This is a genomic window from Nostoc sp. NMS2 (genome assembly GCF_017115105.1).
GTDB lineage: Bacteria > Cyanobacteriota > Cyanobacteriia > Cyanobacteriales > Nostocaceae > Nostoc.
In genome coordinates this window covers 1-17,825 of record NZ_JABXKH010000040.1, presented here as the reverse complement: position 1 = coordinate 17,825, position 17,825 = coordinate 1, and the positions used below count along the sequence as shown (strand labels likewise).

The 17,825-nt window shown below is 41.9% G+C and carries 18 protein-coding genes; 10 read left to right on the top strand and 8 right to left on the bottom strand.

Features of this window, described 5'->3' with window-relative positions; all coding sequences use genetic code 11:
- Window positions 1-65 precede the first annotated feature (65 nt).
- Window positions 66-437, top strand: a complete 372-nt coding sequence (locus tag HWQ36_RS05205; protein WP_292698793.1) for a hypothetical protein — start codon at window positions 66-68, stop codon at window positions 435-437.
- Window positions 438-539: 102 nt separating this feature from the next.
- Here the strand turns inward: HWQ36_RS05205 and HWQ36_RS05200 are convergent, their stop codons facing one another.
- The 3 genes from HWQ36_RS05200 to HWQ36_RS05190 form a co-directional block, all read right to left on the bottom strand.
- Window positions 540-2,735, bottom strand: coding sequence for a transglycosylase SLT domain-containing protein (locus HWQ36_RS05200; protein WP_292698791.1), 2,196 nt, complete (start codon window positions 2,733-2,735; stop codon window positions 540-542).
- A gap of 255 nt (window positions 2,736-2,990) precedes the next feature.
- Window positions 2,991-3,542 carry a transposase gene (locus HWQ36_RS05195; protein WP_292698789.1) on the bottom strand — a complete coding sequence of 184 codons (552 nt, stop codon included), beginning with the start codon at window positions 3,540-3,542 and terminating at the stop codon, window positions 2,991-2,993.
- 109 nt (window positions 3,543-3,651) lie between these two features.
- Window positions 3,652-4,242: a hypothetical protein gene (locus tag HWQ36_RS05190; RefSeq protein ID WP_292698787.1), complete on the bottom strand. Its 591-nt coding sequence runs from the start codon at window positions 4,240-4,242 to the stop codon at window positions 3,652-3,654.
- Window positions 4,243-4,376: 134 nt separating this feature from the next.
- Between HWQ36_RS05190 and HWQ36_RS05185 the strand changes: the two genes are divergently transcribed.
- The 3 genes from HWQ36_RS05185 to HWQ36_RS05175 all read left to right on the top strand — a co-directional run bounded on the left by HWQ36_RS05185 (window position 4,377) and on the right by HWQ36_RS05175 (window position 5,754).
- Window positions 4,377-4,622 carry a type II toxin-antitoxin system Phd/YefM family antitoxin gene (locus tag HWQ36_RS05185; RefSeq protein WP_292698785.1) on the top strand — a complete coding sequence of 82 codons (246 nt, stop codon included), beginning with the start codon at window positions 4,377-4,379 and terminating at the stop codon, window positions 4,620-4,622.
- Entirely contained in the window at window positions 4,619-5,020 is a 402-nt protein-coding gene (locus HWQ36_RS05180) for a type II toxin-antitoxin system VapC family toxin (RefSeq protein WP_292698783.1), read from the top strand. The genes HWQ36_RS05185 and HWQ36_RS05180 overlap by 4 nt, the downstream gene beginning before the upstream one ends.
- Before the next feature lie 113 nt (window positions 5,021-5,133).
- The gene (locus HWQ36_RS05175) at window positions 5,134-5,754 is read left to right on the top strand and encodes a Uma2 family endonuclease (protein WP_292698781.1); all 621 of its coding nucleotides are present in this window, start codon (window positions 5,134-5,136) and stop codon (window positions 5,752-5,754) included.
- Window positions 5,755-5,757: 3 nt separating this feature from the next.
- Here the strand turns inward: HWQ36_RS05175 and HWQ36_RS05170 are convergent, their stop codons facing one another.
- The 5 genes from HWQ36_RS05170 to HWQ36_RS05150 form a co-directional block, all read right to left on the bottom strand.
- A complete protein-coding gene (locus HWQ36_RS05170; protein WP_292698779.1) occupies window positions 5,758-7,017 on the bottom strand; it encodes an FAD-dependent hydroxylase in 1,260 nt (419 codons plus the stop codon).
- Window positions 7,018-7,205: 188 nt separating this feature from the next.
- The gene (locus HWQ36_RS05165; protein WP_292698777.1) at window positions 7,206-7,397 is read right to left on the bottom strand and encodes a hypothetical protein; all 192 of its coding nucleotides are present in this window, start codon (window positions 7,395-7,397) and stop codon (window positions 7,206-7,208) included.
- A gap of 295 nt (window positions 7,398-7,692) precedes the next feature.
- The gene (locus HWQ36_RS05160; RefSeq protein ID WP_292698775.1) at window positions 7,693-8,211 is read right to left on the bottom strand and encodes a hypothetical protein; all 519 of its coding nucleotides are present in this window, start codon (window positions 8,209-8,211) and stop codon (window positions 7,693-7,695) included.
- Window positions 8,212-8,526: 315 nt separating this feature from the next.
- On the bottom strand, window positions 8,527-10,017 hold the full coding sequence (locus tag HWQ36_RS05155) for an O-antigen ligase family protein (RefSeq protein ID WP_292698773.1): 1,491 nt from the start codon (window positions 10,015-10,017) through the stop codon (window positions 8,527-8,529).
- Window positions 10,014-10,856 (bottom strand): hypothetical protein, encoded by an 843-nt coding sequence (locus HWQ36_RS05150; RefSeq protein WP_292698771.1) that lies wholly within the window; start codon window positions 10,854-10,856, stop codon window positions 10,014-10,016. The genes HWQ36_RS05155 and HWQ36_RS05150 overlap by 4 nt, the downstream gene beginning before the upstream one ends.
- 128 nt (window positions 10,857-10,984) lie before the next feature.
- On the opposite strand from HWQ36_RS05150, the gene HWQ36_RS05145 reads away from it, so the two are divergent.
- The 6 genes from HWQ36_RS05145 (at window position 10,985) to HWQ36_RS05120 (ending at window position 17,668) form a co-directional block, all read left to right on the top strand.
- On the top strand, window positions 10,985-12,073 hold the full coding sequence (locus HWQ36_RS05145) for an NAD(P)/FAD-dependent oxidoreductase (protein WP_292698769.1): 1,089 nt from the start codon (window positions 10,985-10,987) through the stop codon (window positions 12,071-12,073).
- 507 nt (window positions 12,074-12,580) lie between these two features.
- On the top strand, window positions 12,581-12,958 hold the full coding sequence (locus tag HWQ36_RS05140; RefSeq protein WP_292698767.1) for a hypothetical protein: 378 nt from the start codon (window positions 12,581-12,583) through the stop codon (window positions 12,956-12,958).
- A gap of 133 nt (window positions 12,959-13,091) precedes the next feature.
- Window positions 13,092-13,916: an SIMPL domain-containing protein gene (locus HWQ36_RS05135; RefSeq protein ID WP_292698765.1), complete on the top strand. Its 825-nt coding sequence runs from the start codon at window positions 13,092-13,094 to the stop codon at window positions 13,914-13,916.
- Between the two features lie 1,008 nt (window positions 13,917-14,924).
- Window positions 14,925-15,323, top strand: a complete 399-nt coding sequence (locus HWQ36_RS05130; RefSeq protein ID WP_292698763.1) for a VOC family protein — start codon at window positions 14,925-14,927, stop codon at window positions 15,321-15,323.
- Window positions 15,324-15,789: 466 nt separating this feature from the next.
- On the top strand, window positions 15,790-16,710 hold the full coding sequence (locus HWQ36_RS05125) for a bestrophin family ion channel (protein WP_292698762.1): 921 nt from the start codon (window positions 15,790-15,792) through the stop codon (window positions 16,708-16,710).
- A gap of 121 nt (window positions 16,711-16,831) precedes the next feature.
- Window positions 16,832-17,668: an alpha/beta hydrolase gene (locus HWQ36_RS05120; protein WP_292698813.1), complete on the top strand. Its 837-nt coding sequence runs from the start codon at window positions 16,832-16,834 to the stop codon at window positions 17,666-17,668.
- Window positions 17,669-17,825 lie beyond the last annotated feature (157 nt).

Here is a 17,825-nt window from a genome sequence, read left to right as displayed (position 1 = left end):
AGATCCATCGTAGGGATAATTCATGAATTGCCCCTACGATGCTTAGTTCAACTGAGGAGAAATTTATGAAAATTACAAATTTGATAAATTCTGCACTTATCGTTGCTTGTATTGCTTTTCTACCTGGAATTGTTGATGCTCAAACAGTTAATAATAGTGCTGTACAAATCAACACAGATTCGCCAAATGTCAGCTATCTTCAACCTTTCAATATTGCCTTTCTAGCTTATCAAGGTGCTTTCAAAGAACAGGGTATTCCCAGTGCGGGTACTTTGATATCTGAATTCCAAATAGGAAACCTGACAGCGAAAGATGTGGTTCAGGCTGCTATCAAGGCTAATAAGTTACCAGCACAAGTTTTGAACGATCAAGGTTATGTTAATGCGGTCGAGTCGCAGTTGACATCAATGATCAATGGTAATGATACAGGTAGCTAAGGCAGGGAACAGGGGGACAAGGGGGAATTATTGAACAAGTCTCTCCGTTGTCTCCCTTATCTCTTCTTTATGCCCTTCCCTGCTCACCCGATTGGGCATAAATCACTGCGCCGGCAATTTTGGGTGTGTAGTTGAGTACTTTGCTACAACTCCTGAAATCTCAGGGTTGTAAAGTCTCAAATAATTCCAGTAGTTGCCAAATACTTGACGCACATAATTTTTGGTTTCATCAAAGGGAATTTGTTCAACAAACTCATCTGGGTCTTTTGTAGTTAGAGTTTGCAGCCATTTGGAGACATTACCAGGCCCGGCATTGTAACTGGCGATCGCTAACAGCGAGTTATTGTTATATTGCTGATGGGTATGCTCCAAATACCATGTACCCAGCATAATATTATCGTTGGGATTTTCGAGGTTTATTGTTTTGATATCCACCTTAATTTGTGGGGCGATCCATTTAGCTGTACTCGGCAACAACTGCATTAAGCCAGTAGCATCAGCGACGGATTTGACTTTTGGCTCAAACCGTGACTCTTGACGCATCAGAGCGGTGACTAGCAGGGGATTGAGTTTACGCTCAGTAGACCATTTTTCAGTCTCTCGGAGATAGGGAAATGGATAACGCGCTTGCCAGTAGGCGATCTGTTTGCTCAGAGTTTGATATTGGGCAAGTTCTGCTGGTGTTTCTCGGTCTTCCAACTTAGAGATTTTGTCAATTCCAATGAGATTTTCTCCCCTTGCCTGCCGCATCAACCCTTCGGTAAATTGCTCTGCTACCGTTGGCTGAATTTTATTCTGAAATTCCGTTTCCCATTGTAACCAGGCATCGCGGTCTTGACCCAGCAGATATAATTCTTTGAAAGTTTCAGAACCAGCCGGTGGTAATGAACGCTGGGGTGCGATTACTTCGGGGTTCATGACGCGCACGTTGTCGAAGTTGCCGACATTTAGCCCCTGCATATTCGCTGCTCGCCAGGCATAGTAAGAGTAGGGAAACTGACTAATTACATAGTTATAAGCAGTTTGAGATTCCTGCTGTTTTCCTAGCGAAGCTGCCCATTTACCCACCCAAAAGCCTGCTCTCGGAGCCAAAATACTGTTGGGATTGTTGGTGACAATTGGCTCTGCCCATTGCCAAGCACCGACGTAATCTTTGGCTTTGGCTTTATCTTGGGCGATTTTCCAGCGATACTCTGCGGCTTCATCAGAATTGCCATATTTGGCTATGAGTAATTGCCACGCCGCGCTAGCTGACTTTTGATCCTTGAGGGTTTCGAGAGTTTTGGCTTTTTGCACTAGTGCAGTCCCAGCTTGTTTAGGAAATTTACTAATTACCTGATCAAGATAGGGTAAGCCGTCTTTACCTGTTTTTGCTGTTTCTGCTAACCGTAATAGTGCAGTCCCAGTTTCCTCGGTATTAGGAAATTGCTGTACCAATTGTTTATAAGTGGCGATCGCTATTTCTTTGTCTTTGCCTCCCACCTGTAACCCTCGTGCAGTCCGGTAGAGGTTGCGTGATGTTTTGGGTGCTTTGACATAAGCATCCGCCGCTTTCAGAAATTGACTATTTTCCCAATAGCTTGTACCAATGAGTTCCCAATCTTCGGGTTTGAGGGCAGGCTGTTTTACTAACTGATCTAAAACGCCCACTATGCCTGGTTGATCGGAAGCATAAGTAGCCAAAATCAATTGTAATTTTGGTTGATTGGGGTTTTCTTGCAAGCGTTTACGAATAATTTCCCAAGTTAGAGGGTTGGAAGGAAATTGAGCGATCGCTATTTCTTGTTGCTTCGGTTGGGCAATCAGATATAGTGCTTTCACCGAAGCCGCTTCTTTGGGATACAGTTTCAGCACACTTTGCCTAAGATCCGAAGCTTTGCCATCTTCGCCCAGCATATCTTGTGCCTGGGCTTGTTTCAGCAAAATGTAGGGGGCGAGAATGGCATAGTCTTTATCTAATCCTTGGAGTAAAGCCAGGGCTTTTTGGGCTTGGGTTCTTTCAATGTAATCACTCGCCAAAAGATAACGAGCGCGATTTCGGTCTGGCGATCGCGATTCTTGGGCGATCGTTGCTAGCTTTGCCGCCCGTTCTGGCAGAGATTGTGATATCAGTGGAAAGACGGCTGATTGGGCAATACTAGCATCAGATGTTTGCTGTGCCTGATTCTTACCCAGTTTGAGCCATTGCCCAACGGTTTTACCAATCTCAGGTGCTGATACCATTGCCCCGGCTAAAAAGGCAAACAGTGCTGCACCAGCAATTATGGAAATTTGCTTTTTCTGTAGTTTCTTCAGCATGAATACCCGCTGAAAAGTTCCGATGAATTTCCTGAAACTTTAACACTCCTAACCATCACTATTACCAATTTTTAATTTTAGATTTTTAATTTTATGTACAAAAATACTAATTTTCAATCCTACGGTTGATAGTACTGAGTGAATAGCATAGGTTAAATACTATTACATCTATCTTTGGTATTATTTTTCAGGAGTGATCGCCCGATCTCGTAGGATGCGTTAGCGAAGCGTAACGCATCACCCAAAACCCTCAACTCACCGATCCCAAACCTCTAATAAGGGCATCAATTCCTCCTTCATTCCCCAATCAACCGAATAAATACCCTGTGCTACATATCGGTGAAAACTTGAATACTTCCAATCCATTGCTCGCTGACATAACCCATGTTGTACTGGATTGTAATGGATATAATCACAATGCCGCACAAAATCAACATCATCTCGAATCCAATGTTCCCAAAATCGTCGCTGCCAAAGATTGCTCTCTCTGCGTTTGTGCCGTGATTCACTCCGGTTTGCCTGCAACCGTAGGCCAGATGCTCCTTGCTTGGTGACATCGCTTTTAATCAATCGCCAACGAGTTGCATAATCACTATCATTAGGTGGTAGAGTCCAGATACAGTGGATGTGGTCAGGTAACAACACAATGGCATTGATCGCAAACGGATATTTTTCACGAACCTTGAGAAATGCCGAGCGCAGTAAAGGACGAGCAACATCCGTACAAAGCCACGGTTGTCTTTCATGTGTTACCTGGGTAAAGAAGTAAGTGCCGCCCTCAATCCTTATTCTGCGGTAGTTGGTCATTGAATGATGCTATTCGGATTTGTTGATTAGTTTGCCCAAATCCAGCTGATAATCCATAATTCAGCACGTTGATTACATGGGGGATGCGTTACGCGATCGCTAACGCATCCTACAAGATCGAGCGATCGCTCTCTAAAGTCGAAGATATTTCTGTAAGACGATTGTCTAATTGCTTCTGAAATTCTTTTAGTCCACCTTTCTTATCCCAGTACTGGTGAAATTGGTGCATCTTATTCTCTTCGGCTAAATTATGGGCAGCACCATCACCTACAACATAATCGAAGCCAAAGAACTTTTGCTGGTGTGGCAATTTCTCCCAGTCAAAATTTTCAGGTGGCATCCACAAAGCTTTTACAACCCTATATACACCCCACTCACTAGAATCATTTCTGTACACTTCATTATCAACAAATTCGACCAGATGAGTGACTTTGGCTTTTTGAAGTAGAAGCATTAAGTCATCTTTAAGAGGCTTTTTATTAGTCTTGTCTTTGGGATCACGCCAGTTAAGACAAAATATCCTGGCTTCTGGAATCTGCATGACCGAGGTCTCGTAAGCCCAGGGTTTATCATTACCTTGATGCTTAACGTTCTTGATCCAACTCAGCTTCGACAAATCCATAACTATATAGCTTCCTAAGTCAAGCAAACTTGTTGTTGGTAGTGTACCCTCCTGGAAACATAATAATTGCATTGCCATCGGCTAAAGATTCTGTATAGTGCGATCGCCCGATCTTGTAGGATACTTTAGCGAAGCGCGTAACGCATCACCCAAAACTTGCTCTTACACATTCATTATACTAAACTTAGTCCACAGACTTAGTTCTAAAAATCATGGAAACTGTTAATATTCATTACTGCAAAACGAACCTTTCACGTTTGTTATCGCGTGTAGAACTTGGAGAAGAAATCATTATTTCAAACCGAGGCGTTCCCGTGGCCAAGCTGGTTCCATTTCGTACCTCATCCAATCGGCAAGCTAGTTTGGGTTTGGATCGAGGGCGTTTCACCGTGCCAGAAGACTTTAACGCCCCTTTGCCAGAAGAGATATTAGCAGCATTCGAGGGTAGTGAAGCGTGAAACTCTTGTTAGATACTCAGTGCTGGTTGTGGTGGTTTGCCCAACCGGAACGGTTGAGTGAAGAGACAATTGCTCACATTATCGATGAAACCAACGAATTGTGGTTCTCTGTTGCTAGCGTCTGGGAAATAGGCATCAAAGTTGCAATTGGAAAGTTGCCATTACCAGAACCAATTGATAGCTACATTCGTAGCCGTATGGTGCAATTGGGGGCGCAATCACTAGAAATTACGGCAACTCATGCATTACAAGCGGCTGCATTACCTTTGCATCACCGAGATCCATTTGACAGAATGCTGATTGCACAGGCTCAAGCAGAAGACATGACGCTTGTGAGTGCTGATACAACGTTCAGGCAATATAGCAATGTCTCCATTCTTTGGGCAGCCAATTCGTGAGCGTTTATTTCCAGCTACAGCAATCGCACTGTAAAAGGTTAGGCTAATTTGCAAGCAATGCGATCGCTGAATTAGAGATAATATTTCTATGATTCAGTAATTCTCTATTATCTATGACTCAAGCCATACCCAAGCTAATAACCTTTGAGGAATTTGTCGATTGGCTACCCGACAATCGACGATTCCGCTACGAACTACGTAAGGGAGAAATTGTTGAAATGGCGCAACCAGTAGGAGAACACGAAGAAATTAAAGGTTTTTTAGGTATCAAAATTTCTGTTGAAATCCAACGTCTAGGATTGCCCTACTTCATGCCCAACCAAGCTATAGTTAGACCTCCTGAAAAAGATTCTGGTTACTTACCAGATGTGTTGGTGCTAAATCGTGCAAATCTGGAAAACGAAAAATTGTGGAAAAAACAATCTACCGTTAGTTTGGGTGCATCAATACCTTTGGCAATTGAGGTTGTATCAACTAACTGGCGGGATGATTACTATTTAAAATACGCTGACTACGAAGAGATGGGCATCCCGGAATACTGGATTGTCGATTATGCTGCCTTGGGTGGACGTAATTTTATCAGCAATCCTAAACAGCCGACAATCACCGTTTGTAACTTAATTGATGGGGAATATCAAATAAGTAAGTTTCGAGATAATGCGAACATTATCTCCCAAACCTTTCCTGAATTGAATCTCACCCCAAATCAGATTTTTCAAGCTGCTGTAATCTAGGGTTTATCGTTTTGCCAATTCTGGAGTCCGTCCTTTCAAGCCAATCATCAACTTCAGCATAAACACCTTTAAAACAGGTACTCGCTGCAAAAACCATAAACCCAAGCGACGAACCACTACCACTGGTAAGAAGTTATTAGAAAACATCCGATCTAATAGGTCGGTGAAACCTAAAATTGTCAGATTTTCTAGCTTGCGCCAGCGTTCATAACCTTTAAGAATTTGAATGTCGCCAATATCTTTACCCGCTTGGTGCGCTGTTTGTAGAACTTGCGCCAAGGCTGCTGCATCCCGAATTCCCAGATTTAAACCTTGTCCGCCGACGGGATGGCAATTGTGCGCCGCATCACCAATTAATGCTAGTCGGGGGAGAACATAGCGATCGCTTTGCATGAGTTGTACCTGGAATACAAAGCGATCGCCTAGTAATTCCAATTTCCCCATCTGATCGCCATAACGACGGGTAAGTTCTGCCAAGAATTGCTCATCATCTAAGGCACACAAAGCTTTTGCTTCTTCGTGGGGGGCTGTCCAGACAATGCGGCAACGGTTCCCCGGTAAAGGTAAAATTGCAAAGGGGCCGCTAGACCAAAATCTTTCGTAAGCAGTGTTATTGTGCGGTTTTTCTGGTTTGACAAATGCCACGATGCAAGACTGCCAATACTTCCAGCCAGAGGTTTTGATACCGGCAGCTTGACGAATTGGCGATCGCGCCCCATCTGCTGCTATCAGTAATTTGCTGCGAACTGTCTGTAACTGATCGGCAACTTTAATATCTATCGCTACTACATCCTGCTGGTAAACCGTATTCACCACTTCAGCCGGACACAGATAAGTCACATTTGGACAATCTTGGACAAACTCTTGCAAAGGCTGCAACAGCGCTTGGTGTTCTGCTACATAACCCAACTCTGCTGTATTTATATCATCTGTGGTAAATTCCACCACATTGGGATAATCGGCATCAGAAAGACGAACTCGGCAATATTTGGCGATTTGAGGCAACATTTTGTCCCAAACTCCAATTCCTTGGTAAATTAGTGCCGAAAGCTGATGAACTGCATAAGCTTGTCCTTTCGCCACCGCCGCCGAAGCCACTTTCGCTTCAATCAGCAAGATACTCAAGCCAGAATCTTTTAAAGCAGAGGCTAGAGTTAACCCAATAATCCCACCGCCGACAATTACCAAATCATATTCATATCCCCGCAAGTCTGGCGGTGTTGGTTGAGGGGAAAGAGGTTGCTCAAGCTGCGTTAGGGCCATTGTTAAGTTAGGTTACAGCGTCTTTTACTCTTATTTTGACGCGATCGCGCCCTCATGAGCAAGTTAATAAAAAAACCCCGTTGATTGGTAGGGATTTCAACGGGGTTAAAGAATACAATTGTTTTGCAAGATAAACCAACACTAAACTTTATTACAGAGCTGCTAGAAACTTTTGCACATAATAGTAACTATTTATGAGTTTTAGGAGCTAGATTTTTAACATGATGCTTGTGATGTTTGTGGTGTTTCACTTGTTTAACTTTGCTAGATTTTGTGTTAGCAACATGATGGATAGTTTTAGCTTGAGCTTGAGATGCAAAAGCGGTTACAGGCGCAGCAAAAATTAAAGCCAAAAGTAAAGCTTTAGCGAACTTATTCACTTGAAAATCCTCATCAACTAATCAACAATCTAACTATCCAATAGGTATATGTCATAAGTTTGTAATTTATATGAATCTTTCATGTCTATTTTTACAACCGTAAAATATCGGAATTACAGAGAATACTTGGCTAAAAAACACTCACAGCCATACAAACCTAGATGCAACATTTTGGACATCATCTAAGAGGCTGTTTGAAGCCATCTCCACGTCCCCGTTATCCCACTGTCAAAAAACACGCATCTAAAAAACCTAAAACCGAAAAATCACTTAAGAACGCTGACCTAACTACTATTCAGAACAGTATTACCTCATCAGAGACGATATGAGAATTTATAGATGTTTGCAACTTAGTTTGAACACTATCAATAATTCCTAGCCAATCAGCATCTCTGTTCCACTCAGAGCGAATCCTGATTTTAGTTTCCGCGTCGTAGAGGTTACAAAAAACCACATTCTCTTTTCCAGCAATTGCAGCGATAATCAGGGGCTTGGAAAAGTCCTGGACTTGGGATACAGCTAAAAGGAAAGTTTTAGCAAAGTTCGTTTCTATCCCAGTCCTCACAACATAAATTTCATCCGCTCTAACAACGATGTGTAATTTAACGTTGTCCTTTCCCTTAAATTCTGTCGTTTTTAATTTCAGTTCAGATATATAACCAATTAGCCCTGTTTTGTGGACAGGAATAGTTTGATCGTTATTGATATCGTAGTTATACCACAAGTAAGATTCCCCGTTTAATTCTCCGCTTTTCACATACAAATAAATAGGTTCTGGCGGGTTGCAAAGACCTAATTTCATTTCAGTAACCATGTTTTACATTCCTTGATGAAAGCTAAAAATATTTTAGATATTCCGTCAAATTCAATATTTTTTAAAATTATGCTTAACTGAGGAAAATAATAAATATACAAAAGGGCATCTACAAGAGATGCCCGTCATGCAGGAAAACCCCAAAGGGATGTCCCTACACCTTCCCAACAATCAGCAACAGTGACTAATTAGGTATTAGTCACACTCACAGACGTGAATATAGTAATCTTATTAACTTAAAACTCTAAATGTCCCCAGTGCATCCACTGAAAGTGGACAGATGGTTATTGTCAGTTGTTGTTTGTCATTTCCTAACTAATTTGAACGAGATGTAAACCTGTCTTGCTCGTTATAACGATGTAATACTCCACAAATGGCAGCTATAACTAACCATGAAATTACATTCAAACGGAAATCGAAAAGGGTAACATCTACTGTATTCAATAGAACCCACCCCACAAAGGCCAGAAGATAACTAAAAAATATCAATCTATCTTCTGTGTTTATATATTTTGGCTTGCGTAGTAATTGAAAACCTGTAATCAAAATCCAACCAAGTAAACCACAAAATAAAAAAGTACTAGGAAAACCAGTTTCAGCAGATAACATCAAAAACAAGTTATGGGGATGACCTAAAGGAATCTGCATCTGCGCTTTGTAGAGTCCACTAAAACTGCGTAATCCCCAACCAGTCCAAGGATGTTCTTTGGCTAAAGACCAGGCAAACTCCCATTGAGTTTTTCGCATTAAAGCGACTGGTCTATCTGGATACATATCGTCATTTAATCTTGCCCAAAAGAAGGTAGGAACCACCGAGCGAAAAATTTGAGCAACTGGCGAGGGAGCAAAAGCTGCCAAAAGCACGCTAGAGACGATCGCAGCGACACCACTCACAAGAATGCGCCAGCCTTGGTAGAGTGCATAAGCTAAACAGGCAAAAATAGCGATCGCCCACCCATTGCGCGAGTTAGTGAAAATCAAGGTAATGAAATTGATAATCACCGCAATAGTCAGGAAGATAAAGGGGAGTGGGGAGCGGGGAAGGTGGGGCCCCCTCTGGGGATAAGGGGTAATGGGGAGTGGGGGAAGGGGGGATGAGGGAGCAGGGAGACAAGGAGGACAAGGGGGAATTATTGAATAGTCTCTTCCTTGTCTCCCCCCTCTTCCTTGTCTCCCTTGTCTCTTTTCCATGCCCCATGCCCCATGCCCCATGCCCCATGCCCAATGCCCCATGCCCAATGCCCATTCTTCAATCCACAATCCTAGACTAAGGATGAAAACTATTGTTAGATAAGCTGCGAAGGTGTTAGCGTGCAAGAAAAATGAAGCGATGCGACCTGGTGGATTTCCTCCTGGTGCGATCGTCCAACTCAACACAACCCACAAAATCTCTAATTTCAAACTCCAGCCTAAAAATAACTGTCCCAAGCCAAGAATTACCACTGGCATGGAACCGATCGCTAAAACCCAAGCCATTTGGCGCAATTGGACAAATGTTTGAATTAGAGCGCTATGGGCAACAAAAAGTAAAAAGAATGGTAATAAATTAAATAAGCCAAGGAAAGCTGCTGTTTTGTCATCGGCAAATCCAGCACTTGCGATCAGCAACAGACTCAAAAGGGCAAATCCCCAGTTGATGGGGCGGCGATTAATTTTGCGGGATTGTTTCAGCCAAGTTATTAATGAGACAAAACCAATAGTCACAGCCCCCAACAATGGACTCAATGGGAAGATTAACAGTGCCCATAGAGAGTAGTTCCAAGAAGATTGCCAACGAGACTTGAAATAATCAGAAACCTTGTTCAAGCTGGCTCCCAATATTCCTCACGGGTGAGGCGAATTTGAGCTAAGGCGAAAATAGTAGGAATGATCCGACCATAGTTAGTGGCGATCGCTCTCCATCCTAAATCTGCAAAAAACCAAGTCCACATCATCGGCCCAATCACGGCAAACATCGTGCGGGCTGCCCCATAACGAGCCGCACTTACCGTCATACCCCGTTGCGCCATTTGCATAGCTACATAGCTTTGAAATTGCGTTGTCGCTGCTTCTGAACCTGTAATTACCGCTTGTTTAGCTACTTCATAAGTAGCAAAGTGGATGGCAAATTGACGAGCAATTTGCTTAAGTACAAGTGGCTGGAGAAGTGAAGTAACCGCGATCGCACTACCGCCTTTGAAAAGCAACCCCAAGGGGTCACGCTGCAATAAAAGTGGTAGCGGTTCTTTTAGTTCTGATTGCACAAGGTGACGCTGCACTCGCAGAGTCAATTTTTGTTTTTCCTGTTCAGGTAATTTTTTCCACACCTGTCCTAGTAGATGCAAAAATACTTCTGCTTCTAAATCAATGGTTGGCAATTGATTAGAATAGGGAATTTTTAGATACTTACATACTTGAACTAAAGCTTGTCTGTAAGTTACCTGGCCTGTGCGTCCGCGTAATACTGTCATCCCATCTGCCGCCAAAAAGCGAAAGCGTCCCTCTAGTGAATCTAACCAAGCTTTGCGGTCTTGGCTTTGCACTTCGATGGGTTCGGGTGTGTGTACATAGTCTAGGGGATTGAACTTACGACTAAATAGAATTGCCGTTAAATCTTGCAATTCTTCTTCGGTCGCTAACTCTAGCGCCGCCCTCATCTCATCCAATTTCCCTTCCTCCCTTCCGTGCAGCTTTCTGTACCTTATTCTACTATTAGCTATTTTGTCCTTTGTTATTCGTCCTTGGTCATTTGATAAATAATGACTAAGGACAAATAACAAAGGACTATCGACTCATGACTGATATTGTAGTGATTGGTGCCGGAATGGCCGGTTTAGTCTGCGCCCAGCAATTAAGTCAAGCTGGATATTCTGTGCTAGTGGTGGACAAGTCCCGTGGTTTGGGAGGAAGATTAGCTACACGCCGCTTGCATGGAACTTGGGCCGATCATGGGGCTTGTTACCTGAAGCCAAAGGGTGAATTATTTAGACGTTTTGTGGAGATATTGCGATCGCGCCATATCCTCGAAGTCTGGACGGAGGAGGTTTACGAACTCACAGCAGGCGCTCCTTTATCTGAACCGAAAAACCGCAGTCCGCGATATGTTGCACCTAGTGGAATGAGTGCGATCGCTAAATCCCTCGCCCCAGGTTTAGAAATATTACTGAATCAGCGTGTCATTGCTATTACCCCAACTCCCGAAAATAGTTGGCGAATCGCTCTTGAATCTAGCAATGAAGAATTAACTGCAAAAGCTATAGTCGTTGCCATTCCTGCACCCCAAGCCGTGATGCTGTTAGAACCTTTGGGTGAAAGTGGATTGGATGCAGCCTTTCTTGATAACTTGCGTTCTGTAGAATTTTATCCCTCAATTAGTGCGATCGCTGGATATCCTCTCACATCCCAACCACTCCCTCAGTGGAAAGCTCTAACTTTTGTAGATGATGCTGATTTAGCATGGATTGGTTTAGATAGTAGCAAGCGTCCTAACCTTCAGCAGCCACATTTTGTGGTCCAAAGTAGCGCTGATTTCGCCCAACGCCATCTAGAATCCCAGGATTTAGAACCTGCTGCAAAGCTAATGTTGCAACGAGCAGCTGAATCTTTGTCCCTTCCTTGGCTGAATACTCCCGAATGGATGCAAGTACATCGTTGGCGTTATGCCTTTCCTAGCCGTCCTTGGCACGAAGCTTTTTTGTCTGCCGGAACTCCCTTACCTTTAGTTTGCTGTGGTGATTGGTGCGGCGGCAATCTTGCCGAAGGTGCGATGCTTTCTGGATTAGCTGCGGCAGATGAAATCAATCATCAGTTGCGTCATCTACCTTTAGACAATGTGAACTTTTTAAACGTTTTTACCCGATCATTTCATCTGTCGCTAGACTGATTTTGCACTCTAGCGATTCCCTATTTGTCTGACTTACTAAGTCAACGTGCAACAAATAAGTTTTTTAGATGAAACAGCAAATTTTTCAGCAAACGTAAAATGTGATGTAAATTACAAACAAAGCTTAACTTCATTAAAAACTTGTTCCTAATTCAAGATTTTTATTGCTGTTAATTTTGATCCTCTAGTCTTGATGCTGCGTTTTATGTAGATTTCTGCCTTTTTGCCAGAAATTTGAAATAATTAAGATTATAAATATAAAATGTCGCTAACCTATCAGCACATTGGATGCTGTTTTCATAAGTCATGCTGTGAATCAGTATAAACTTTAACTAAAACAAGCAAAGCCAAATGTCTGATATTCAACCAAGATAAAAGGCTAGTTCCAGGGTCTATTAAATTTATCAGTTGAATCACTTCTAACTGATTTTCATAACATCATTGCCATCTAAAAAAGTTGTTTTCTTCACCAATCATTGACTGGATTAAAAAAGGAGTTTAAGAATTATGAAAACGGTAGTTAATTTAACACAGCAATCAGTAGTAGGAGAGATTGAAAGCGTTTTGAATACATATCCATACCATCCATATCAAAAAGCTTTTGCGATTCCTGATTTACGCCAAGAGCTAATTGCTTTCGTTCTCACCCGCCTTCCCTCTTTTGAGGGCGCTATGTCTGACGGACATATTTCCCTCGTGGAGGCTGAACAAGGAAGCTTGGCTTATTACAAATTGCCTCGTAAACCCTTAGAGCAGCAACTCCACCTACAGAATTTGATTCACCAAGGCATTTGTTTAATCGTTCAAGAAAAGTCAGATTGGATTAACCATCGTGTTTGTGAAACAGTTCAGCCAGCTTGTGAAGCCTCTCACTGGTTTGGTTAATAGTTCGGAGTGAATTTTTAATTTTGAGCTAATCTCACGGCTTTTAGTCGTGGGATTAGCTCAATATTTTTGTACGTATCCTGCTCTTGAGGTGTAAACTTTGACAATTAGGTTCAAAGGACATTCCCAAGACATGAGAAAAATAACCGCTCTAATGTTGGTAAGTATTAGCGTGACTGTCGGCGTGGGAGTATTAACGCCCAAAGTTAGTAATGCTCAATTATTTTATCCACCAGCAAGCGATCGCCATTCATTAATGGTAATCGGTCAAGGGGTAGTAAAAGTGCCAGCAGATACAGCCGATATTGAATTGGTATTCAGTAGCGGAAGTAGCAATGGTGAGTCAGAAACGCAACCCTCATCTTTACCGCAAACCCGCCGCATATCCTCACCAACTCTACTCTTAAATTACAAAACAGCAGCAGAATCTTCACCAAGCAAAAAATCCCTAACTAAAGCAACTCTCCAGCCTGTAGTTAATAGCCTAGTTGCCAAAGGAATTAGTGCTGATAAAATTCAAGTGCAAATTAGCACTAACTCCAGCGAAAATAACGCCAAAATATTGGTGAGACTGGAAAAACCGACACGCGATAGAGTCCAGGAAATTGTTGCTACAGCGAACAAAGCGACAAGCCAACTTGAAAATCTTTCCGTCAAGAGCGTCGGCGTTGATTACGCTGTCAATGACTGTCAAGCATTGCAGAGTTCAGTTTATCAATCAGCTATGAAAGACGCTCAAAGTCGCGCTCAGGCTTTAGCAACTGCTATGGGTGTTAAACTTGATATTCCTTCTGTAGCCGAACCATTTTACACATTAATTTATCCCTCATGTAGTTCTAGAACTGGGGTTCCCTTACCGTCATTTGCTAGTTTTTTATTATCACCAACTTATAATCCAGATGCCCCAGCAGAAGTAGAAATGAAAAAGGATATTTTTGTGACATATACAACTAAATAAGCGTTTACATTTAAGTGTGTCGCACTTTAATTTAGTCAAGATGATAGGTGCGATCGCTTAACTATATTGCCTTGCTTGTAAACACTCCCTGTTATGAATAAGTTGATAGAATATCAATAAGTTAGCTGGTTAAATATAAAAAATGTCAACAGTTAATCGCTCCTCTGTAATGAAAAAACTCCAGAAATGTTTTTGACAAATCTGGAGTCAGGAAAGATACGCATTTACCTATACCAAATTTTCACCGTCATAGCATCTTACGTCATCAGGGTATACACTCAAATACAGTAAAAAATGTCTGAGAATTAACTGCTTCCTTTACACAAATTTTCTGTTTGAATATAGCACTTACGCACGAGTTACGGAATAAGGAACCGCAGGGGAGCATCCACAAATGGCAAGAAACACTGGGCGATTGGAATAGAGCCTCCGGCATGCTGACGCGCTAAGCGAAGCTATGCCGTTCGCGCAGCGTCTCTAAGAGTTGGCTTTACGCGGCTACACAAACGAAGTCCGCCTACGCGGACTCTCTGAAACCCGCGCAGGCGGGTTTAGTTTGTATAGCCCCAGACTTCTAGTCTGTTCGCGTAGCGTGCGCCTTAGCGCAGGGCGATCTTCCCAAAACGGGATGCTCCCGAACCGCAGAGGACACAGAGAAATGAGAGTTTGAAAGATAATATGCGTAAGTCCTATAGAAGTAACGCAAAACAGCCCCAGTAAATCTGAGGCTGCTTTGCGAGAGTTGTTTGGTAGGAGAGGGTACATCAACAAAGTGATGCCCGTGTTAAATATAAATAATTCAGTATGCATCCCTATTCAGCCATGTTTTAGCATATCAGGATGATTTGGAAAATTGTGTAGGCGCAGCCCGTCGTAAACATCGCTTTTTTCAAAAAGAAACTCCAGATGCACTTAAGGCATTCTGGAGTAGTAACAGGTTTCTAACATCAATTAATTTTTACCTATGCGATCGCCTGATGTCGTTGGGGTATATACTCAAATGTATTTATGTGTAATCATCCGCAAATCGAACAGCAAATTACCTTCTTTTATACGCATAATCTCAATACTTCTACAGAATTCTACGAGCAAATGCTGGGCTTGGAGCTATGGCTCGACCAAGGAACCTGTCGAATTTATACTGTTAGTGGTTCTGCATACTTGGGATTTTGTCAAGCAAGCGAAACATCAACTCCTCCAGCCGACAAGCAATCAAGTGTCATTTTTACCCTAGTAACCCCGCAAGTGGATGAGTGGTTTGAATATCTCAAAGAACGTGGTGTCAAATTTGAAAAGCCACCCACACTAAATGAAAAGTACAATATTTACCACTGTTTTTTTCGCGATCCCAGTGGTTATTTGATTGAAATTCAATGTTTTGAGACTAACCATAAAAAAAAGACATAACTAAATAAGTTATGTCTAAATATTCAATTTACAGGGCAGGAGTACACATTAGAACTTCTTGATTTACTCGGGTATGTGACACCGACTAATGCTGTATGAGCATTATCGAAAGCCATGTACCTTTTCTTCTATCGATTTATCAGAGTGAGGCGCAGGATTTATGCAGATACCAACAAGTATTTACATTTCTTTACAATTAGCCACGAGCGCTTTTGATTTTTATATAATGGTCGCTTAATGGCTGACACAAAACTCTTTACATTAGTCCTAATGATAGGTATTTAACCGGACTCGATATTGTATAACAGAAATTAGAATACAACCATTATCGCCAGCAGATCATTTTCTTTAGCAAGATTACTTTTTAAAGTATCCTATTGCCAATTTTGCTATTTATATAGTTATTATTTTTAAAGTATCGATATTTAATCTATCGATTTGCTAAATATTCTCTTAGGGTGACTGCATGACAGCCGAAAAAATCACATGGCTACGGACAACATTGCAATTTAAAGGTTCGGTCATGAAAGCAATCTACAAACATATTTTATTATGCGGAGCTTTCGGATTTTTGATTTCTCTCCTTTACCATTTTGAATTTCCTGTATCCCAACCGATTTTAGGAAATGTTATTCCTAGTATTGTTTTAGGTTTATTACTTGTATTTCGTACAAATACTGCTTATGAGCGATTTTGGGAAGGGAGAAAATGCTGGGGTTCTTTAGTAAATAATATCCGAAATCTGGCTCGACAAATTTGGGTATCTATTGATGAAATATCTCCAGAAGATAAAGACAATAAAATTACAGCCTTAAATTTATTGGTAGCTTTTGCTGTGACAACTAAGTTACATTTGCGTGGAGAAGTAGTCAACAGCGAGTTAGAAGATTTAATGCCATCTAGTAAGTATAGAAAATTGAAAATTATGAATAATCCCCCCATAGAAGTTGCCTTTTGGATAGGAGATTATTTACAGGAGCAGTATCATCGCAATTGCCTTAATAGCTATCAGTTAACATCTATGCAAGAATTATTGAATAATCTTGTAGATAATTTAGGTGCTTGTGAACGGATTTTAAAAACACCTATGCCATTAGCTTATGCCATTCATCTGAAGCAATTATTGTTACTATATTGTTTCTTGCTACCATTTCAAATAGTGGAAAGTCTGGGTTGGTGGACAGGTTTAATTGCAGCGTTAGTTGGTTTTACAGTATTCGGGATTGAAGCAATCGGCTTGGAGATAGAAAACCCTTTTGGTTATGACCCTAACGACTTACCTCTAGATGCGATTTGTGCCACAATGAAACGCAATATAGACGATTTAACTACTCTGACTCCAAATACGCGATCGCATCCACGAAAATTGACTTATGAAAAAAGTTGAGATTGAGAATAACTTACAAGCTTTGGTTATAGCTGTCAAGTCCCATCCTTCCCTGCCCTCCATCATGTTTCGCAGTACTATATAAACGCGAAACTATCTCTTCATTGGTGGATGTGCAATGATGCCTGTACGTCAAACTTTATCAAAGCCTGATATCCAACTTTCTTACTTAGAGTGGAACCAAGGTCAAGAACCCTTACTGCTGTTACACGGTTTAGGCGACCATGCTCTAGTGTGGTCTAGCTTGGGAGATGACTTAGCAGCAGACTACCACATAGTCGCACCAGATATGCGCGGACATGGTGAAAGTACTAAGCCTGAGAGAGATTATACTTTTGAAAGTGCGATCGCAGACCTCGAAGCACTTATGGATCATCTAGGATGGACATCTGCCCATATTGTAAGTCATTCGTGGACAGGTAAATTAGCCGCTATCTGGGCAAGGCAAAACCCAAAGCGTCTGCGGAGTATAATTCTAGTCGATCCAATTTTCATCTGGAAAATGCCCAGTCTTCTCAGACTAACTTTTCCCATGTTGTATCGCTTCTTACCTTTTCTCAAAAGCATGGGCCCCTTTAGCAGTCATGAAGAAGCCGAACAACAAGCACGGCAGTTAAAGCAATATCAAGGATGGAGTTCCTTGCAGCATCAAGTTTTCCAAGCAGGAATAGAAGAAAAACCCGATGGTAGTTGGGGCAGCAAATTTACCATCACCGCCCGCGACGGTATTTTTGAAGCAGTCATGCAAGTGCCTGGTTTTACAACACCCCTTGATACCCAAGCTCTCTTTGTCCAACCAGAACGAGGACTGAATCGCCAAAATTGGCAAATCCAGCCCTACAAAACCTATCTCAAAAAACTAAGCATCTGCCAAGTTCCTGGCAATCACTGGCCGTTTTTGACACAACCAGAGGCATTTAACAAAACTGTAGCAGCTTTTTTGGCAGAACACAGATAAAAAATCTCATTATTATTTAGACGGGATTATCATCCGGCAACAGAAGAATTAATAGGAGCGATGTCTAGGGGCATGGGGCAAAACAGTGCTGAGTGCTGAGTTAGGAGTTAAGAGTTATTCTCCACTCAGCACGGGCTAAACCTTAGCTATCCGCTAA

Excerpts from the sequence above, each read along its gene's own strand:
- HWQ36_RS05205 (WP_292698793.1), top strand. The coding sequence starts at position 66 with ATGAAAATTACAAATTTGATAAATTCTGCACTTATCGTTGCTTGTATT.
- HWQ36_RS05200 (WP_292698791.1), bottom strand. The coding sequence starts at position 2,735 with ATGCTGAAGAAACTACAGAAAAAGCAAATTTCCATAATTGCTGGTGCA.
- HWQ36_RS05195 (WP_292698789.1), bottom strand. The coding sequence starts at position 3,542 with ATGACCAACTACCGCAGAATAAGGATTGAGGGCGGCACTTACTTCTTT.
- HWQ36_RS05190 (WP_292698787.1), bottom strand. The coding sequence starts at position 4,242 with ATGGCAATGCAATTATTATGTTTCCAGGAGGGTACACTACCAACAACA.
- HWQ36_RS05185 (WP_292698785.1), top strand. The coding sequence starts at position 4,377 with ATGGAAACTGTTAATATTCATTACTGCAAAACGAACCTTTCACGTTTG.
- HWQ36_RS05175 (WP_292698781.1), top strand. The coding sequence starts at position 5,134 with ATGACTCAAGCCATACCCAAGCTAATAACCTTTGAGGAATTTGTCGAT.
- HWQ36_RS05170 (WP_292698779.1), bottom strand. The coding sequence starts at position 7,017 with ATGGCCCTAACGCAGCTTGAGCAACCTCTTTCCCCTCAACCAACACCG.
- HWQ36_RS05160 (WP_292698775.1), bottom strand. The coding sequence starts at position 8,211 with ATGGTTACTGAAATGAAATTAGGTCTTTGCAACCCGCCAGAACCTATT.
- HWQ36_RS05145 (WP_292698769.1), top strand. The coding sequence starts at position 10,985 with ATGACTGATATTGTAGTGATTGGTGCCGGAATGGCCGGTTTAGTCTGC.
- HWQ36_RS05140 (WP_292698767.1), top strand. The coding sequence starts at position 12,581 with ATGAAAACGGTAGTTAATTTAACACAGCAATCAGTAGTAGGAGAGATT.
- HWQ36_RS05135 (WP_292698765.1), top strand. The coding sequence starts at position 13,092 with ATGAGAAAAATAACCGCTCTAATGTTGGTAAGTATTAGCGTGACTGTC.
- HWQ36_RS05130 (WP_292698763.1), top strand. The coding sequence starts at position 14,925 with ATGTGTAATCATCCGCAAATCGAACAGCAAATTACCTTCTTTTATACG.
- HWQ36_RS05125 (WP_292698762.1), top strand. The coding sequence starts at position 15,790 with ATGACAGCCGAAAAAATCACATGGCTACGGACAACATTGCAATTTAAA.
- HWQ36_RS05120 (WP_292698813.1), top strand. The coding sequence starts at position 16,832 with ATGCCTGTACGTCAAACTTTATCAAAGCCTGATATCCAACTTTCTTAC.